Annotated in this window: 20 protein-coding genes and 3 pseudogenes; 22 read left to right on the forward strand and 1 reads right to left on the reverse strand. The window is 35.1% G+C overall.

What is annotated here, in order from left to right:
- Window positions 1-31: 31 nt before the first annotated feature.
- The 22 genes and pseudogenes from FGL80_RS06875 to FGL80_RS06980 all read left to right on the forward strand — a co-directional run.
- Window positions 32-910: pseudogene (locus FGL80_RS06875) on the forward strand (ATP-binding protein); the annotation flags it as partial.
- A 79-nt stretch (window positions 911-989) separates the two neighbouring features.
- On the forward strand, window positions 990-1,295 hold the full coding sequence (locus FGL80_RS06880; RefSeq protein WP_048699725.1) for a transposase: 306 nt from the start codon (window positions 990-992) through the stop codon (window positions 1,293-1,295).
- Window positions 1,292-2,170 carry an IS3 family transposase gene (locus tag FGL80_RS06885; RefSeq protein WP_055307687.1) on the forward strand — a complete coding sequence of 293 codons (879 nt, stop codon included), beginning with the start codon at window positions 1,292-1,294 and terminating at the stop codon, window positions 2,168-2,170. Before FGL80_RS06880 ends, FGL80_RS06885 begins: the two co-directional genes overlap by 4 nt.
- A 257-nt stretch (window positions 2,171-2,427) precedes the next feature.
- The gene (locus FGL80_RS06890; protein ID WP_055307686.1) at window positions 2,428-2,634 is read left to right on the forward strand and encodes a MerR family transcriptional regulator; all 207 of its coding nucleotides are present in this window, start codon (window positions 2,428-2,430) and stop codon (window positions 2,632-2,634) included.
- A 125-nt stretch (window positions 2,635-2,759) separates the two neighbouring features.
- Window positions 2,760-4,214, forward strand: a pseudogene (locus FGL80_RS06895) (ATP-binding protein); the annotation flags it as partial.
- Window positions 4,215-4,227: 13 nt separating this feature from the next.
- Window positions 4,228-4,563: a hypothetical protein gene (locus FGL80_RS06900; protein ID WP_147001882.1), complete on the forward strand. Its 336-nt coding sequence runs from the start codon at window positions 4,228-4,230 to the stop codon at window positions 4,561-4,563.
- Window positions 4,550-4,894 carry a hypothetical protein gene (locus FGL80_RS06905; RefSeq protein WP_147001883.1) on the forward strand — a complete coding sequence of 115 codons (345 nt, stop codon included), beginning with the start codon at window positions 4,550-4,552 and terminating at the stop codon, window positions 4,892-4,894. Before FGL80_RS06900 ends, FGL80_RS06905 begins: the two co-directional genes overlap by 14 nt.
- Complete coding sequence (locus FGL80_RS06910; protein ID WP_147001884.1) at window positions 4,887-5,144, forward strand: hypothetical protein; 258 nt, start codon at window positions 4,887-4,889, stop codon at window positions 5,142-5,144. The genes FGL80_RS06905 and FGL80_RS06910 overlap by 8 nt, the downstream gene beginning before the upstream one ends.
- Window positions 5,145-5,321: 177 nt before the next feature.
- On the forward strand, window positions 5,322-5,552 hold the full coding sequence (locus tag FGL80_RS09060) for a hypothetical protein (protein WP_186737145.1): 231 nt from the start codon (window positions 5,322-5,324) through the stop codon (window positions 5,550-5,552).
- Complete coding sequence (locus tag FGL80_RS06915; RefSeq protein WP_147001885.1) at window positions 5,519-6,415, forward strand: AbiH family protein; 897 nt, start codon at window positions 5,519-5,521, stop codon at window positions 6,413-6,415. Before FGL80_RS09060 ends, FGL80_RS06915 begins: the two co-directional genes overlap by 34 nt.
- Window positions 6,416-6,475: 60 nt before the next feature.
- Window positions 6,476-7,852 (forward strand): ATP-binding protein, encoded by a 1,377-nt coding sequence (locus tag FGL80_RS06920; RefSeq protein WP_147001886.1) that lies wholly within the window; start codon window positions 6,476-6,478, stop codon window positions 7,850-7,852.
- Window positions 7,852-8,163: a hypothetical protein gene (locus FGL80_RS06925; protein WP_147001887.1), complete on the forward strand. Its 312-nt coding sequence runs from the start codon at window positions 7,852-7,854 to the stop codon at window positions 8,161-8,163. Before FGL80_RS06920 ends, FGL80_RS06925 begins: the two co-directional genes overlap by 1 nt.
- 290 nt (window positions 8,164-8,453) lie before the next feature.
- Window positions 8,454-8,750 (forward strand): hypothetical protein, encoded by a 297-nt coding sequence (locus FGL80_RS06930; protein WP_147001888.1) that lies wholly within the window; start codon window positions 8,454-8,456, stop codon window positions 8,748-8,750.
- 386 nt (window positions 8,751-9,136) lie between these two features.
- Complete coding sequence (locus tag FGL80_RS06935) at window positions 9,137-10,765, forward strand: replication initiation factor domain-containing protein (protein ID WP_147001889.1); 1,629 nt, start codon at window positions 9,137-9,139, stop codon at window positions 10,763-10,765.
- Between the two features lie 2 nt (window positions 10,766-10,767).
- Window positions 10,768-10,953 carry a hypothetical protein gene (locus tag FGL80_RS06940; protein ID WP_147001890.1) on the forward strand — a complete coding sequence of 62 codons (186 nt, stop codon included), beginning with the start codon at window positions 10,768-10,770 and terminating at the stop codon, window positions 10,951-10,953.
- A gap of 69 nt (window positions 10,954-11,022) precedes the next feature.
- Complete coding sequence (locus FGL80_RS06945; protein ID WP_147001891.1) at window positions 11,023-12,507, forward strand: phytoene desaturase family protein; 1,485 nt, start codon at window positions 11,023-11,025, stop codon at window positions 12,505-12,507.
- Window positions 12,508-13,386 carry a phytoene/squalene synthase family protein gene (locus tag FGL80_RS06950; RefSeq protein ID WP_147001892.1) on the forward strand — a complete coding sequence of 293 codons (879 nt, stop codon included), beginning with the start codon at window positions 12,508-12,510 and terminating at the stop codon, window positions 13,384-13,386. It begins immediately after the preceding gene.
- Window positions 13,387-13,425: 39 nt separating this feature from the next.
- Entirely contained in the window at window positions 13,426-14,472 is a 1,047-nt protein-coding gene (locus FGL80_RS06955; protein WP_147001893.1) for an FtsX-like permease family protein, read from the forward strand.
- A 4-nt stretch (window positions 14,473-14,476) separates the two neighbouring features.
- On the forward strand, window positions 14,477-15,151 hold the full coding sequence (locus tag FGL80_RS06960; RefSeq protein WP_029510451.1) for an ABC transporter ATP-binding protein: 675 nt from the start codon (window positions 14,477-14,479) through the stop codon (window positions 15,149-15,151).
- 207 nt (window positions 15,152-15,358) lie between these two features.
- Window positions 15,359-15,535: pseudogene (locus tag FGL80_RS06965) on the forward strand (IS30 family transposase); the annotation flags it as partial.
- A gap of 119 nt (window positions 15,536-15,654) precedes the next feature.
- On the forward strand, window positions 15,655-17,082 hold the full coding sequence (locus FGL80_RS06975; protein ID WP_147001894.1) for a cryptochrome/photolyase family protein: 1,428 nt from the start codon (window positions 15,655-15,657) through the stop codon (window positions 17,080-17,082).
- Window positions 17,083-17,306: 224 nt separating this feature from the next.
- A complete protein-coding gene (locus FGL80_RS06980; protein ID WP_147001895.1) occupies window positions 17,307-17,801 on the forward strand; it encodes an NUDIX domain-containing protein in 495 nt (164 codons plus the stop codon).
- Between the two features lie 162 nt (window positions 17,802-17,963).
- Here FGL80_RS06980 and FGL80_RS06985 read toward each other — a convergent pair whose 3' ends face one another.
- Window positions 17,964-18,926: a D-2-hydroxyacid dehydrogenase gene (locus tag FGL80_RS06985; RefSeq protein ID WP_147001896.1), complete on the reverse strand. Its 963-nt coding sequence runs from the start codon at window positions 18,924-18,926 to the stop codon at window positions 17,964-17,966.
- Window positions 18,927-19,116: the final 190 nt, after the last annotated feature.

The raw sequence follows: 19,116 nt of genomic DNA on the forward strand, positions 1-19,116 counted from the left end.
TTGGTTCTGACAATTTGGGCCGTGTTCTTCCATACTAGAACGTTTACAAAAATATGATGATGTCGATTTAAAACTCATTCCTAAAGATATGGACTTGGCTGGACGTATCCAAGGAACGAGTGATGATTGGGCTGATGATTTGCGAGAAGTTGCCGAGTATTATATCGGTCAAGAAGAAGTCAATTTATTGGAGAGTGAGTTCAACCCAGCCATTATTGATGAATTTTACATCGGGGTTAAGCTTAAAAATATCAACGTTGGCGATGATTTAAAAGACAAAGTTAGTTTTGTCACTGATTTAGTCATGAAGCGAATTGCCGAGACATTTAGGTATCAGGTCAAATTTGATGATAGTTTCTTTGAACGTTTTAATACCATGAATGAAGATGTATTAAGCATTTTGAAGTCAATTGATGCCGAGAAAATGGACAAAGATAGATTAGTTGCTTTGCTTGGTCTACCTTATCATCACGAAAAAGAAAAATCACTTATGGCAATGCGTGATACAGTCTTTGATTTATCCAAAACAGGCTTTATTAAACGAATTACAGATGAAAAAGAAGATTACTTTACGCATCTAGTTTTGAATATGCCGGACAAGATGCAATTTTTATCTGTGTTACCAGAGATACAATCATATAAATTTCCAGTCGAAGTGCATATCAAAATTAACTTTCCACAAAGAGACGGTTGGCGTGGCTTAAAACAACAAACCAAGTCATCAAAAGGGAAGTATCGTGATGAATTACGAGATGCCTTTAACACTGATGAAGATAGTTCTAAGCGTAGTGAGTTAAATTACAAGTTAGCCAAAAACTTAGTTAATGTTCTTGATGATAAAAACGGTTTTTTGCAGTGGTCTGTTATTTTGGTTGTGCGTGATGAGAACGTCAAAGAGCTAAAAAAGAAAGGGTGCTTATGCTAGTTTCATGGAGTGGTTTTTAGAACCATTTCCTGTAAAATGAAACCAGCAGGAGCGTCTTTTTATTATGACTACACGAAATTATTATTCCCCTGAACAGAAGGCAGCTATCGCTGCCCTACATTGGGATGAAAAACAAACATTAAGCCAAATTTCACGTGAAAATAAAATCTCAATAAGCGCCGTTCGGCGCTGGGTCCGTGAGTATTCACCTGCGGTGAGTGACAATGGCGAAAAAATTACCAAGAAAACAGTCTCTGAACTTGAAGCGAGAATTGCCGAACTCGAACAAGATAACCAAATTTTGCGTGAAGCAGTCACTTTAATGGACAAATACTCACGTGAACAGATAAAAAAATCCAACCGACGATGAGTTTAGCGGAGCGCGCCGTCGTCGATATGTCTGAAAATGCGAAATATTCTCAAACCAAGTTGCTTGCGGTCATGAATGTGCCCTCAAGCACTTTTTATTCGCACAAAGCTCCAAAATCGCCCACAGAACACGATTTACAAGACGCTCTGATAATCGAGAAAATTCAAGAAATCGTTGACGCGCACGAGTTCAATAATTCCTACGGAATTAAGCGTATGGTGCAGGAATTGGCCGATCAATATGACATACATACCGGTGAACACCGTGTTCATCGCTTGATGCAGAAGATTGAATATAAGTCTGTTATCACTCAGTCTTATAAAGGAAATCGCGGCCGTCCAGTTGTTGAACGCGACAATCTGGTTAAAGACATTATCATTGAACGACCATACCAAGTTCTCACAACTGATGTAACTTACCTGGTGATGCCAGATAAGCAGAAACTCTATAAAGCCAGCGTTCTAGACTGGTTTACCGGTGATGTCATTGGTGCCGTCGTTGGCTATGATATGACATCTGATTTAACTAAACGAGCACTTCAAACAGCTATGCGTCAAATTCCTAAATCGATTCTCAACGCCGAAACATCAATCATTTTGCACTCAGATAACGGTTCCCACTTCATCAGTGAGGAATACGAAGATACCGTCTCATTTTATGGCCTCATGCACTCATTCAGCTCACCGGGGCATCCCGAGCACAACACAATCATCGAAAACTATCACTCATTTTTCAAATCAGAATTCTTCAACCCACGTCGCTTAAGTTGGTCAATCAATGCGATTATTGCAGGAGCGCACCGCTATGACTACTGGTGGAACACCACCAGAATATCTACAAAGACCCGTCCGGCAGCTATACCACTTGCTGCTTAACATAATGCCGGTTATCGGCACTAGCCGGTACGACGCCGTTTATAAGCCGTCACTTGTGAATTTCAAAAATTCGCCTTGTGAAGGCTTATTTGTTGCACGATACAACTTGTGAAATCCGGCTGGTTCACAATCTATACCACCTGTTTTCTCTCACTGGTAGGGCTCGGCCCTGTTCCACCTACAAAAACACCCAGAAATCACGCCGTTTTAAGCTGAAATCCGGGTTTTGAAAAATTTTCGGAGTGCGGTACCTCTCGGTGCCAAAAAAGCCTGTCCATAATCTTGACATCAGCGCCGTGTTCGAAGACGACCCGACTACCATTCCAGCCCGTAAAGACATTCTAGGCGAAGCAATTAATACGCTTAACGAAAAGGTAAAAGAAATTGTTGATGCCCGTGATTATTTACAGTGGAAAATTGACAACTATGATTCTTACATGATTGAATCCGAAAATAAATTATAGAAAACAAACGAGGTCCGGGCGATGATTGCCTGGACCTCGTTTATTCTTTTTGATTAAACTTTCGGGGTAGCTCCGGCCCCTCGCGGGGCTATCTAAAAACCACTCCAAAGTATTGACATTATTCCCAAGTTAATAAACTTAAAACACGTTTAAAGACTTTTGAGCGTGATATTGAGTTGTATCAACCAAGCTTCAATCAAGAACAATTGTTGTATCAAACATTGCCAGCGGTTAATTTAGGGGTCTTCAAACAATGGCGACAATATACGACTGTACCAGCCTTAGCCGAGTTGATGTTTGGCACTAGTCAAGCCTTAGGGTCACACACAGGTTTCTATGTTGGGCGTGTTTTGAGCTTAGATAAGTTTGAGACTATCCAACAAGCCGTGGCATCTTCCAGACTATTATTACTACTTAATTTAGTGATTACCAACAAAGGCATCAGGGGCGCTAAAACAGATAGTCCCCACCTTGCATTATCAGGTGATACCGGACAAGGAAAGTCATTTTTGTTTAAACTCTTGTTGCTTCACATGGCAATGTTTAATGTCAAGATTTTATATATTGATCCTAAGCAAGAAATTCATAGGTGGTTTATGCGAGCATTGGAAACTGAAAAAAACCCTTACTTCCGTAAGTTGATTGAGTCGTTTCATTTTGTCACTTTAAATGCCAATGATAGAAAGAACTTAGGTGTGCTTGACCCAATTTTAACTTTGAATGAGCAGAGTACCGAAGATGATATACCTGATGTCTTGACGTTGGTTAAAGAAATGTTAGTTCAAATCAGACCAATCTCACAAGATATTCAATTAGAGACTGCGCTTAATCGTTCCATTAGTAAAGTTTGTGCGATGCGTATTCAAGGCGAACAGGTTGGCACTTTAACAGTCTTTGATGAATTAGCTAAAGGTTCGCAAGCAGAAAAAGATTTATCTGATTTCTACCAAAGTATTGTCCCAAAGACAATGTTGCGTCTAGCCTTTAGTGACGGTTCAACAGACAGCTTGCAGTTTAATGACCAACGGACAATCTTAGAAGTTACTGGTTTGCAATTACCTAGTGCCAAGCAAGATAGCCGTACTTATACTGAAACACAAAAGTATTCAATGGCTTTGATGTTGGCATTAGGTAAGTATTTAGAAAAGTTTGGTCGATCCAACCCAGATGAGTTTAGTTTGGAAATGATTGATGAAGCATGGATATTTACAACTTCACAGGCTGGAAAAAATGTCTTTGATAGCATCAAGCGATTAGGACGTTCTGAGAATAATGCTGTTTTTTACGCCACACAACGTGTCAAAGATAGTGATGATGAAGAAAGTATCGGACAGTATGGGCAATTATTTGCCTTTGATAGTTCTGATGATCGTGAAAATATTTTGAAACAGTTTAATTTGCCAGTAACCAAAGCAAATATTGAAATGTTAGCTAACCTGAAAAAGGGACAATGTTTGTTTAGAGATATTTATGGGCGAGTTGGTAAAGTGGTTATTCATTCACTCTTTGATGAATGGACGGCAGCGTTAAAGACAGTTAACTCAAATGAGAGTGCCAAGTTAGAAGAAAAGTATGCTTAGAAAGTAGGACAGTATGGCAAACTTTATTTTGTTTTTAATCTTTGGTTTTAGTTTTGCTTTTTTCTATGTTAGGCATAATCGAGATTTTGAGGCGTTAGATGATTTGGGGAAGACAATTTATAAGACGAAAGATTTGGCGTTTACGATGCCAGAAACTAGTGATTTGTCAAAAAATATTCGAGACAAAACTGGTGTGATTGCTGGCAACACAGTGACTGTTTTTGATAAAAAATTGCTTACATTGAAGATTGAAGCAAGTGATTTTACAATCATAGTTATTTTGGAAAAAAAACGAAATGTGGTGCGCTTTGATGTTAAGAATAGGGGTAAAGAATATGACGAAAATTGATTTTACAATGGCAGATTTACAGCCTATGTCGTTAGGTTATGAAGAAGGACAAGATGTGACACCAGAAGTTTTAAAAAGAGCAGAAAGGGCTTATCAGTATTTTCATAATAAGTATTTAGAATTAGTGGCATCTGGTGTTGATAAAGAATTACGAGATCTTTTGATTTTTCATGATGCTTCATTGGAAGATTTTGCTGGTAGAGTGAGACAGGTTGTTAAGTCAGGTCATTATTATGACAGTATGGGCGTGTTTAGCGTTTATTTGGAATATAACGATACCTACGCTGAATTAAGAGATTACTTGAATAGTCGGAGGTCAATTGATGTCTAGTGTTTTTAAAAAATATCGCATGACACGAAAAAATGTGTTGTTGTTAGCACAAGCAATTATCAATGTTTATGGGAAAATTGCTTGGCAAGATTATGCTAGTGATAGCGCTTATCCCGACCAACACAGTCTGAATTTGAATGAAATTAAGGGCAGTCCTGAAAAGTTAGAACGCTTTAGGAGTGAGTTTACGCATCAAATGTATGACAATGTTATTAATGATGATATGCAAAGATTAGAGCAATATATCTAATAGTTAACTTTATTTTTGTGCTGAGATAGTTTCCCACTAATAGTGTAAAAACGATCCAGTATTTCACCTATTACTCTAAATATTTTTCAGAATATTTTTGATTTAGTAAATCTCTCTTCATCAGGAGATAAACTCAAGTATTTAGAGTATAATCGCTGTTAGAGGTTCTAATACGATATGGAAGAAAAACAACTAAATGTATCTTTATTAATTGGCAATGGCTTTGACATTGCAATACTAGAGAGCTTGAAACTAAAATATACTACTACTTATAAAGAGTTTTATGATTATTTAACTTATTTTCTTGTCAATAAAAATAATTCGATCTATATGGCAATCAATGAAAAAAAGCACTTGAAACTGACGATAATTGGATGGATTATGAGTTATTACTTAGTGAACTTGTAAAACAAAAAATCGAAGCATTAGAAAGGATCAGTAATTTTCAAAATAAGAAAAAGCAGTATGAAGTTTTTTTAGAGGATTGGAAAGAAATTCAATATATGTTTGCCGATTTTTTGAACCATGTCATAACACCGGACATATTAAAGCAAGTCACACAGTTGAGCGGTAAAGGAACATTGAAAAGACTATTGGGTGACTTAACAGCTAACCAGTACAAAAATATAGCATTTCCCTCGAAAACTACGCATCACATAGAAATGAATTTTCATATTTTTAATTTTAATTATTCTTCGTTAGTTGATAATTATTTTTATTGGTTATTTGACTATCACCCTTACAATGTGTCAACTAATAATTTTCACTTTGCTCCAAATCCACAGAGCTTTCCTAATTTAAAATCAAAGTATGACCAAAATACAACTTTTTATATTCGTTCATCTATGAACATTTATCACCCACATGGAAGGCTTTCTATTCCTGAGTCCATATTATTTGGAACGACAAATGACATCCCAGCTTATATAAAAGAAAAAAATAATTTTAACAATGAATTGTTGCAAAAACTGGACAAGGCGTATTGGGCCAGATTGGACGAGAAGATGCAACCAATTCTAGAAAAATCAGATCTCTTTGTAATTTTTGGACAATCTGTTGGCGAATCTGATGAATGGTGGTGGAGACAAGTAATTCACCGACTTGCCGAAGGAAGTGAATTGCTCATTTACGATTTTAAAAAGAATTCATTGAAGGAAAAATTTCTATCTTATTGTGAAGGTAGTAAAGAAATTAAAAAAGAAATAGAAGATAGAATATATGTCATTGATTTTGACAATTCGAAGAAATTGAAATACACCTTTACTTTTTAAAATATTGAATCAAATTCCATTGCTAAGTAACTAGAGTGAAGGTTATGGGAGAAATTTACAATGTTGATAACAATTAGATATAGTGATCAGTATTTAGCGAAGACTTTATTTAAAAGGACTTTGCTTTTTATTTGGTTTTTAATAACGATTTGTTTTGGTTTTTGGTACTTAGCTATTTTTCAATCGTTGACGCAAGGACAATATAGTTGGTGGTATTTGTCACCTATTGTGTTAAGTGTTTTGCTGACTGGTTTGGTTGGCTGGGGCGTGTTTTGGTTTTATAAGAACTATGCCCCAGAACATTCGGACTTTGTTTCAAAATACCTGAAAACAGTTGAATTGCGCCAGATGATGAGCTTGTTGGTTGTTTCCAAAGGGTTCTTCGATACTGCTAGTGATGACAATGGGACATTTATAGCTTATTTTCCAAAATTGAAATTAAAGGTACTACACAAAACAGGTCAGTTGATTTTACAAGAGCCAGTAGACGGCCAGAAATACATGGAAAGTTTTTCTAAAAATGAGTTTGATAATGTTGTTGAAACAGCATTACTCGCTGATAGACAAACAACTGAATTTAGTAAAAATAAAATGATTAGCACCTTTGCTTTTGACCCGATTAAGTTTAGAAGAAAGTTAGAAGAATTGAAACCTAAAAAAGGGTTATTGCAAATTTCAAAGGGTATTGATTGGAAGTATGATACTTTCTACAATGCTTTAATATCAGGTAACGTTGGTACTGGTAAATCTTATACTATGTTTGCAATTATTGGGCAGTTACTACAGGTTACTAAATTTGTTTATATCATTGACCCAAAACGGTCTGATTTAGCAGGTTTAAAACATGTACCTGAATTAAAAAATAATGTTTTTAGTTTGGCATCTGAAATCAATCAAGCTGTGATAGATTTTTATACTAAAATGATGGCTCGTGCTGAAAAAATTGAAGCAATTAAAGCATCGGGTAAGGTTGGGACTTATAAAGATTTTGGGTTCACACCTTATTTTTTAGTGTTTGATGAATTTGGTGCTTATTATGAAATGAATGATAGATTGGCTTATGATGACCCAACTAAAGCTAGTTATGAGACAGCAATGTCAAATCTTAGAGAGATTGCTATGTTGGGACGTGAACTAGGTTTTTATATTTTAATTGGTATGCAAAGACCTGATGCAGGCACGTTACCTATGGCAATACGTAACCAATTGAATATGCGTATTAACATGGGTGTGCCAACACCAGAAATTGAAAAAATGGTATTCCCTGATAATGAAAAGCAGTTGCGCCCTTTGTCATCTAGTTTGAAAGGTTGGGGCTTTATTAAGATTGGGGACAGTCAAGTCAGGTCATTCTTTTCACCAGAAGTACCAAAAGATTTTAATTTACATGAATATATGCGTGAAAATATCGCAATAAGAGAAAGACAGGGCAAATAATGGCAGATGATATTATGGCAATTGAGCGAACTAGGTTAAGTCTAGTGAATGGTTCAAGAAACATGTCGTTGATGTTGGATAAGTTACGTTCGATTGATGCCAACGAAATGGCTAACATTAGAAATATCGTTAAGAATATTGATGTTGAAAGTGGCGCAGTTGAAAATGAAAAAGCGTTACGGCTTATTGAAGAAATAAGAGATGTTGATCTTTTTAATTTTACACAGGATATTGTTGATTTGATGAAGCATATTGAGAGTTCGCAAGAACAGTTCGATGCGTATATCAAAGAGTTTAGAAAATTGGTCTAAATTGATGCTATTTGTGAAATTTGCTGAAATGACTAGTTTGTGAAATGTAAAAATAGCGTTATTTGATGTTTGTGAATTTTGAGATTTCACAAGCATTTTTTAGTCTCTATAAACGTTGATATACCGTTACTTTGTATAGCATAGCTTATGTAAACCTTGATTGGTCTAGTTGAAAATAGGAGTTAGAAATGATGAAATACCACGCTAGAAGTCCAACACTTAGCATCTGTGTTTGGCTTTGCTGTTAATTAAATATTTGTAGTTTAAAAAGAAAAAGTAGGTAAAAAATTATGGCTTTAGAAGTTAAAAAAATTCAATCTTTGTCCGCTCAATCAATTGAGGATTTGAAGGCAATTGAAAAGATAGGTGGACTTGAACACCTTGCTCAACTAAGTGATGAACTTAAAAAAGCAATGGCAGATGAAGAACAGCTACGTGCTGTTAGTCCAATGCTGCCACCTTATTTTGCAGAACTACGTAAGAACTTAGGTTTTTTGCTTGGTACGGCTAAGTCATTGCAGACACACGGTGTCAATCGTACAAAGGATATTGAGTGTCTCTTGGATCAATTGTCACATATCAAGTAAGTAACTATTGTTAAAGCTCTAGTCTTTTACAGCAAATGTCCTGTGAGAGACCGGGGCTTTATGTACATAGTGACTTTATTTTAGGCGTGGCTCGACCAAAGGAAGAGACAGTGCCACGCCCAGCCCTAGCGTAGCGTTGGGGCTGGGTGCGTGGTCGCTGTTAAGCAAATGCAAAGCATTTGTAAGCGACTGGCACATGCGCCAAAAATAAAGTCACCAAAAAAGCTTTAACCCCCAGTTACTAACAGGGGGGTTAAACCGGTAAAAACGCTGAAAGCGTCAACCCAATATGGGGAACAAACGCCGTTATGAAGCCATTTAGAACAAAAAACAAAAATGTCCCTTTGAAAGTACCAAATGGGACATTTTAAGAAAGGAAAGCCGACATGATAATGATTAACAATGAACCAACAGCTTATACACCTATATTTCTAGGAACAACACAACATAGCTTACGGTTATCGTTGGAAATACTTATCATGGTTGGTATGAAATTGAATGATGAAATTATTGAGACTTATAACGTAACCGTATCGGCTATTGAGCTAGGACATTTACCTAATATCGGTAGTGAAATTGCGATTGATGAAATTACTGGTAGTGAGTTATCTGGCTTTAAGGCAAAACTTAAACAGCCTGATGCGCAGATGCAAAAAACGGCTTCAACTGAATTAGAAAAATTGGTTGATTTAAAAAATGTCGGTCGATACCAACTATTGAAAGGGAAAAATATTATGACACAAGATTTAAATGCACCAGAACTAACATATGATAATTTAATATTGATGCGACAACTGCTTGGGATAACACAACAAGAATTAGCTACTGCACTGGATATTAGTAGAAAAACAGTTACTCGTCTTGAAAATGGAGAACAAAAAATATCAGATAAGTTTGTTGATAAATTGTTAGTAGCCTACCCAAATTTTGCTGAAAGTATCGAAGTGCAATTTGATTGGGTTTCATTAACGTTCCCAGATTTAACTTCAAAGCAAGTAATTGATGATGTGTTGAGATTGCAGGACAACTTGTTTCTAGAACGTCCTACGTCTCAAAACTTCTATACTCGTGAAATGGCATTTGCTGGCGAAAAAAATATTTACATACAAGACTTTGCGCCAGTGAAAAACCCAGAAACACAGGCTATGGATCAAAAATTTGGGACAACGCTTTATTTAACTGGTAAAGGCACACGGCTGTTTGAAAAAGCTTTGTTAGAGCAGAGTATGAATTGGCATGACTTTTTTGCAAAGGCACGATTATATCGGGGACATCTAACACGATTAGATATTGCAATTAACGACAAATGGGGCTTATTGGATATGAACGAATTGGTTAAAGCCGTACAAGAAAAACGGTTTTGGAGTAAATCAAAGTCGTACGCAGTTCATGGCAACGTTGATGACGGCTGGACGGTTGACTTTGGTAAGTCACCATTTGTTATCCGTGCTTATGACAAACATAAAGAACAAGCCAATAAAGGCTATGACACTGATGTTAAAACTCGTGTCGAATTAGAATTGCATCAGGTCAAAGCAGAGTATGTCCTTGATGAGTGGCTTAACAATGATAAAAAATTGGTGGATATAACTTTTGATATTTTGTACAGCTACCTTTGGTTTACTAATGGCAAAATTGAAGACCACCAATTGAAATCAGATACAGTGCGTGATGAAATTGAAGCAACAGTTGAGCCAATGCCTGCGTGGTCGTTACTAACTGCTTTAGGTAAAAAAATGAAGTTTGTTAGAGAACCAAAAAAGCAAAGTGTTGAGCGTATTGAAAAATGGGTTTTACAATCGGTTGTGCCTAGTCTAGCCGTATTAAAGAAAACAGGCCACTGGCATGAAATCATTGAAGCAATCAATACAGCGGAATTGTCGGCTGAACAAGAAAAACTGGTTATGGCAACTACTAAGAATGCGATTACACGAGCAAGCAAGCAGTTAAATATCAATTTTGAAAAGCCGACTAAAAAATACAACGAAGATGACAAACGAGGAAAGGGGGCATGACAATGTTTAAAGCAGTTGGTTGGTATTCACAAAATGAGTATATGGCTGGTAATAATCCTGCTGATGTGATGCGTAAGTTACAAAAGGAGTACCCAGCACCCAGACGTACTTCTAGGAGTTCGTCCACGCTATATATTTACTCAGAACCGTTAAAAATTATTAGTGTAGCGAGTGAAATCGTAAATTAAATCATATACAATAGGATTAACAGCGACAAAATATAACCAATACTCTACAATAGATAGAGGAGAATAAAAATGAAAACAATCTCAATAATTGGAGCAGGTGTTGGTGGTTTAACTTCTGCAATTTACTTACAGAACCATGGGTATCAGGTCACTATTTATGAAAAAAACAGTCGACCTGGTGGGAAAATGGACATTATAGAAGAATCCGGCTTTAAATTTGACACCGGTCCAACAATCGTTATGATGCCCGACATTTATAAAAAGCCGTTTATAGATAGCGGAGTTGATTACAAAAATTATTTTAAAATGAAACGTATTAATCCGTTCATGGATGTTGTAACACACAACAAAAAAATTGCATTATCTTCTGATCTTGTGGATTTAGCAAAAGAATTTGAATCTTATGATGAGTCAGAGATGCTTGGATTTTTAAAATATTTAACAGATATATATAGTAAATATATAAATGCCAAAAATAATTTTATTTATAAAAGTTTTAGAGGTCCCAGTGACTTTTATAATATCAAAACACTTTGGAACGCTTACAAATTAAAAACATTTTCGTCCTCGTTTGAAGCTATTCAAAAAAATATCAAAAATACAGATCTGCAATACTTAATGTCATTTCAAACGCTATATATTGGTATTTCACCATTTAGTGGTCCTTCTATATATAATATTATTCCAATGATTGAACTAATCTATGGCGTTTGGTTTATAAAAGGTGGCATGTTTCAATATGCAAAAGCATTAGAAAAACGCTTTATAGAGTTAGGTGGAAAAATAGTTTACAATTCAACAGTAGAAAAGATTATTGTTGAAAACAATAAACATGTCAGTGGCTTGCTCATCAATAACACCCTAAAAAAATGTGATGCCGTAGTTGCAAACGCTGATTTTCCTTACACAATGACACATTTGTTGGATATGGACGATAACAAGAAAGGAAAATATCAAAAGAAAAATATTGAAAAAATGGATTATTCCATGTCATGCTTCTTATTGTACCTAGGCTTAGATAACAATTATGATCAACTGAATCTTCATACAATAAAAATGGCTAATAATTTTGAAACTAACGTTTACGACATTGATAACGGTATTTTACCTGATGATCCATCATTTTATATTTACAATCCTAGTGCAATTGATAATAGTTTTGCACCAAGTGGACAATCTGCTTTATACGTCTTAGTGCCAGTCTCTAATTTAAAGGAAAATAGCAGCTGGTCGGAAAATGATATTGATAAATTTACACATAAAATAATTCATAAAGTAGAAACGGAACTTAATTTAGATAATTTAAATGAACATATCGTTTTTAAAAAGGTTCATACGCCTAAGACATTTGAGACACATTATAACAGTTTCTACGGTGCAACTTTCGGACTAAAACCAACTTTAAAACAAAGTAATTATTTCCGCCCGCATAATAAGCATGCTAAAATAGATAACCTCTATTTTGCAGGTGCCAGTGTGCATCCTGGTGCTGGAGTACCTATCGTTATTACTAGTGGAGAATTGACCGCGAAAGAAGTAATGAGGGACTTTTAAATGGTAACTATTCCAAAAATACCAAATAGAGTTCTTGAAATTTTTTCTAGTAGTAAAGCAGCAATTAAACAAAATTCATCATCATTTTATTTTGCCTTTTCAAAATTAGACAAAGATCAAGCTTATAGCATCTTTGTCATCTATGATTATTTACGTCAAATTGATGATGCTGCTGACAACCATGACAGAATAACATTTAATAAATTAATTTTTTGGTGGGAGACGGCTTGTAATAGCAATAATATTGTAATTAACAAAACATCAAACATTGCTGATAGAGTAGCCTATATTTTTAATCATTTTTCTATAGATACCAAGCTGATGACTGACATGATTCAAGGACAACTTCGTGATCTCAATAATATTGAAATTAACACACTATCAGAATTAGAAACTTACTGTTATCAAGTAGCAGGAACCGTGGGGTGCATGATTTTTTGTATACTCTCTAGAAACTCTATTGAAAACAATCGCAAGGCAGTAATAAACGTGGGAATAGCTCTTCAGTTAACCAATATTTTAAGAGATGTACATGAAGATGCTATGGCGGATAGATATTTCATTCCCAAGCAACTGCTATTAAAATATGATATCCAAAAACAAGTTTTGTTAGAAAGTAAACCTGATATTCAAACACAATCTTTGTTGCAATATTTAGCAAGATTAGCACTTTCTAAGTACGCCGAAACTGATGTGATTACTGATCAGATTTTAGATAGAAAAGGCAAAGTAGCATTAGAACTATCCATTAATGTCTACAAAAAGATCCTAACAAAATTAATGAAAAATAACTTCGTTGATTTATCAAAAAGAGTATATGTGACACCCCAAGAAAAATTACTATTACTATTAAAAACCTTTTCAAAACACATTAAGTGACATATTAATAATAAATAGAATTAATAACAGGAGATTATTATGTTTTTAGCTATTAAAGAGATGCTACATGAAAAATTGCGTTATAGCCTAATAGTGGTACTTATATTTTTAGTAAGTTATCTTTTGATTATTCTTACTGGTTTAGCCACTGGTTTAGCTAACCTAAACAAAGCGGCAATTAACGAGTGGAATGCTTCAAGTATTGTCTTAAATAGTGATTCTGAAGGACGTTTACAACAATCTTTTCTTTCACAGGATGAGGTTGCTAGTTTACCCAATAATGGAACCAGAATTTCACAGTATAGTACACTTGTAAAATCAGAAAATGGATTAAAAGAGAATGCTCAATTAGTAGCTCTTGATTCCAAATCGTTCATATTTAAAAATTTGAAAATAACAAGTGGTAGTAAAAAGATCCGAAACAATGCCGGCGTCGTATCGGATAAATTCAAAAGTGATGGATTCAAAATCGGTGACTATTTGTTAGTTGCTAATTCATCATTGAGGATTAAAATTACAGGTTTTACACCCAGGGCAACTTTAAGTGCTCTTCCCGTGGTTTATATTTCACCAGACACTATTCAATCACTGAATAAAGGTGTAACAAATGCTGTGGTATTCAAGAATACGTTAAATAATTCAAAAATACCAAAAGGGACTGATCAGTTGAGCATTAACTCATTTATTAATAAATTACCTGGATATAGTGCACAACAACTCACATTCAACTTCATGATTGGTTTTTTGTATATTATTATTCTAATTGTTATTTCAATTTTCTTGTATATTCTGACCGTTCAAAAATTACCCAACTTAGGTGTCTTGAAGGCGCAAGGAGTCTCAACGCAGTATCTTGTTTTGAGTACGTTATTTCAATCATTTATTATGTCAGTTATTGGCGTTATTATAGCCATTATATTAGCTGAAATAACAGCTATTACGTTACCCAGCGAGGTACCCATTGTCATTGATAAAAGTAATATTATTGTAACTGGAATCGGTATTATTGTTATGTCCTTGTTGGGTGCATTGATACCAATTCGCCAAATTGCCAAAGTTGATCCTTACAAAATTATTGGAGGTTAATTTCATGTCAAATCTAATTTTCGACTCAGTCACAAAAATTTTTGGTGAAGGGAGTAGTAAGTACGTAGCACTAGAAAATATTAATTTCGAAGCAGAAAGCGGTCAGCTTATTTTAGTTGTAGGGCCATCAGGATCAGGAAAAACTACATTTTTGACTATAGCAGGCGGACTACAGACACCAACTAATGGTGACGTAAAAATAAATGACAGTACAATTAACAGTTTGTCCAAAAAACAACAAACAAAATTAAGATTGGAAAAAATAGGATTTGTTTTACAATCTTATAACTTAGTCCCATTTTTAACGGTCGAAGAACAGTTTAAATTCGTAGATAAACTAAAAAAACAAAATTTGACTGAACCAAAAATGCATGAGCTTCTTTCTGATTTAGGACTTTTAGAACTGCTAAAAAAATATCCTAATCAACTTTCTGGTGGACAAAAGCAGCGTGTGGCAATTGCTAGAGCATTATACACTGATCCTGACTATATTTTAGCAGATGAACCCACAGCCGCATTAGATACAGATAGATCCATGAAAGTAATCGAGTTACTCAGAGATTTAGCGCACAAAAGAAATAAAATTATTATTGTAGTTACTCATGACTTAAGGTTAAAAGATATGGCAGACAAAGTTTATCAGATAATTGACGGTAAAATGACAATACTGGAGAAGTAATTTAATTTATGACTAATAATCAGCAAAAATATAATTATGGCTAAGGAATATTTTATTAACTAAATGTTGAGATAGCACAAGGAAATGTTTATGCTATCTTTTTTATTTATTAGGAAAAGAGAAAAAATTATGCCAACGAAAATATGGTTAAAACCAGAACAATTAGATTTGTATATTAAACATTTAGAACGATTTAGAGACTTATATAGTAATGGGATATTAAATCGATACGTCCGTCGTTTTATACCGAAAGAACGCAAAATTGAAACAGTTAGCGCCAAAGAATTAGATCAAATTAATCATTGGATCAATGCGAGACCAATGAAAACACTCAACTGGCAATCACCACAAAAGGTTTTTCAGCAGTTTGCAGTGTTCGGTTAATTCTTGCAATCTACCATATTCAAAATTAGTAGGTGACTTCCGTAATTATTGGTTTTTGAGCTCAAGAAAGATATACAAACGACAATTGTCAAAATAATATAAGTTAGGGGATAATTTTTGTGACTAAGACAAGCGTGATGTGGTTTAGAAGAGATTTAAGATTAGCAGATAATACGGCATTAACGGCTGCAGTCGCTAATAGTGATCATCTTGCTTTAGTGTTTATTATTGACCCAAACCAAATCGTAGCGAATGGCAGTGTCAATCAAAGTGCTTTTTTTGCCAGTGTTTCTCATTTTAAATCAGTTTTAAAAGCCAAAAAAATCAGCTTGCATATTTTCTCAGGAAATGTCACAACTGTGTTTACAGCATTAAAAAAAGAGCTGCCGGAGTGGCAAGATTTGTATTTTAATTTTGATGAACGGGGTTATGGTAGAAAACGAGATCAAGCAATTGCAACATATTGTCGTGATGAGTTGCAGGTAACGCCGCATCCTTTTTTAGATTTCACATTGCACAGCGCGTTTGATATTAAAAAGCAAGATGGTACTGGGTATAAAGTATTCACACCTTACTTTAAGCAATGGATACAACGACCTAAAAAATCAGCAAATTATGATCTAAAGCATTCGGAAGTTGTCAAGAAACAACGGGAACTGTCGTGTAATGAGGCAACAGCTGAGCTTAAAAAGCTAATCCGTCCATGTGACAGTTATGCTTACGAAAACCAAATTGGAGAAGTACTTGCTAAACAAGTATTGATCGACTTTGTATCACATAAGCTTGCTAACTACGATAAAAATCGTGATATACCAAGTCTCGATGCTACCAGCCATTTATCGCGATATTTAAGGACCGGTGAAATTTCAATTCGGACAGTTTTTGATGCTGTCAGTCAGGAACCGGAAAGTGACGGTCGTACGACCTTCATCAAAGAGCTGTGTTGGCGTGATTATTACAATATGATTTATGCCATGTATCCAGATCAGCAAGAAAAAGCAATCAAAACATCATTTCAAAATGTTGTTTGGCAAAATAATGAGGATCATTTTAAAGCATGGCGGACAGGGCGCACTGGTTTTCCAATTGTCGATGCTGCCATGCGTCAACTCAATGAAACGGGTTGGATGCACAACCGCTTGAGAATGGTTGTTGCTTCTTTTTTAACCAAAGATCTATTAATTGATTGGCGGTGGGGTGAGAAGTATTTTCGAGAAAAATTAGTTGATTATGATCCAGCAAGTAATATTGGTGGTTGGCAGTGGGCTGCGTCGACAGGTACAGATAGTGTGCCGTATTTTAGAGTATTTAATCCGACAATACAGTCAGAAAAATTTGATCCTAATGGCACGTTTATCAAGCAATATGTTCCGGAATTGAAATCTATCAAGGGTAAAAAAATACATCAGCCTAATCAGTTAACTGATGCGGAACAAAAAGCTTATGGTGTGAAATTAAATGATGATTACCCTCAGCCAATTGTGGATCATAAAGCTGCGCGATTAAGAGCGATCGCGATGTATGGGCAAAGTAAAGATAATTTTTAAAAGGGTTTTGTGAAAAGAATCCAATAACTTGGCTTGTATGATACTGGCAAATGACATTATTGCCAGAAAAATGGGACAGCTACACTACTGCGCAATCCAAATAAATTGAAATTTGCCCAGGTTTTTTTGTGATCCCCGAATATCATTATTTTCATAATTAATACGTCGTAGTGCTATAATGAAAAGTGATTTGTTGCACAAAATTTTGATTAAGGGGTTACATCATGAATAAGAATTATATTGCGCGAATGCGGGAGAAAGTTGGTCATGAGGGCATGATTTTTGTTTCTGCGTTTGGAGTTTTATGGAATGACGCTCACGATGCTATTTTGTTGGAAAAACGTTGGGATTCAGATGCTGGCTGGGGATTTCCTGGTGGATATCTTGAATATGGCGATTCTCCAATGCAAGCGGTTGTACGTGAATTTAAAGAAGAAACGAATATTGACGTTAGCGTAACCAGAGTCTTGGGTATCTCCACAAATGTGACGGACAAAAATTCTTGGGGTGATGCACAAGAAACGATTGGTATTGGTTTTGAAGTTGAACAGATTGGTGGATTTTTGCAAAAAGATGGCACAGAGACATTGGATTTGCAATTTGTACCCATTCATCCGGAACCAAAAATGTTTGTGCCTCAAGCGCAACAAACTCTGCATCGGATTATCACTGAAAATGAAGTTAGTGATCGACCATGGCTACGCGAAAATGGTGATTAATCTGTTTATTTGATATATTTGTGCATGGTCGTTCGATTTTTACAGACCTACTATCTAAAAAGTAAAAAACTGAGACAGGTAGTCCACGACTAAAAAATGCTATGTAATCGAATAAATACCATAGCATTTTTATATTATTCAAAATTGACTATATTTTGTTCATTAATTTACGCTGTTAACTATGCTGCCCGACAGATATGTCTGTAAATTAGCTATTGTAATGGATAACAGTCTTTCGCGTGTTTCAAACGGCGCCCAGGCAATGTGAGGGGTTATATAGCAGTTTTTAGCTTTAAGTAAGGGATTATTTTTTTGAATTGGTTCTTTGGTGACGACGTCAGTTGCCAAAGCGTATAGTTGATCTTGATTCAGGGCATCTGCCACATCGCTTTCATTAACTAGTTTTCCTCTTGAAGTATTCAGGAGAATAGCAGTAGACTTCATTTTAGCCAGTGTTGTCTTATTAATTAAGTTGATTGTTTGAGGAGTTTGAATAACATGTAGACTAATAACGTCCGACGTTTTCAATAATTCATCTAACGAAACTTGTTTGAGCCAATTTTCTTTTATTTTTTTAGGACGATGATTATAGAACACTACATTCATTTCAAATGCATGAGCTAATTTTGCTACTTTTTGAGCTATATGACCGTAGCCAATAAGTCCTAATGTTTTATCTTTTAATTCGTATAAAGGCTTGTCCCAAAAAGTGAAATCGGGTCCTTGTGACCAACGATCTTGATGAACTAATTGGTTATGTAGTCCAACTTGTCCAGTCACTTCAAGTAAGAGAGAAAAAGTGAATTGAGCCACCGCATCACTAGCATAGGTAGGAACGTTAGTTACCTCAATATTGTGCTTACTAGCACTTTCTAGGTCAATAACATCATAACCTGTACCCATAATTCCAATATACTTCAGGTTTTTAGATTTGGAAATGACATAGTCATTTATAGGAGTTTTGTGAGTGATAACAATTTCTGCACCATCAATTCGGTTTATTATTTCTTTTTCATTAGCTGTATTGGTACGGTCATAAAAAGTACAGTCGCCAACAGAACTTAACTTATCCCAATCTAAATCGTCATTTAATTCATAGCCATCTAAAAGAATAATTTTTGCCATATTCATGCTACCTCTTTTTCGATAATCATATCATGAAACTATTTAAACAATCGATAATTTACATAAACGCACGAAAAAAATTAAGAAATCATCTGAAAAATATAAATAAAAGTTGAAAATTAAACTATTAGTCACAAAAAAGTTAGTTCTTAATGAGTACTACTTTTTTTATTTTCATTAAAAAACGAAA

It is taken from the genome of Leuconostoc lactis (genome assembly GCF_007954625.1).
Taxonomy (GTDB): domain Bacteria; phylum Bacillota; class Bacilli; order Lactobacillales; family Lactobacillaceae; genus Leuconostoc; species Leuconostoc lactis_A.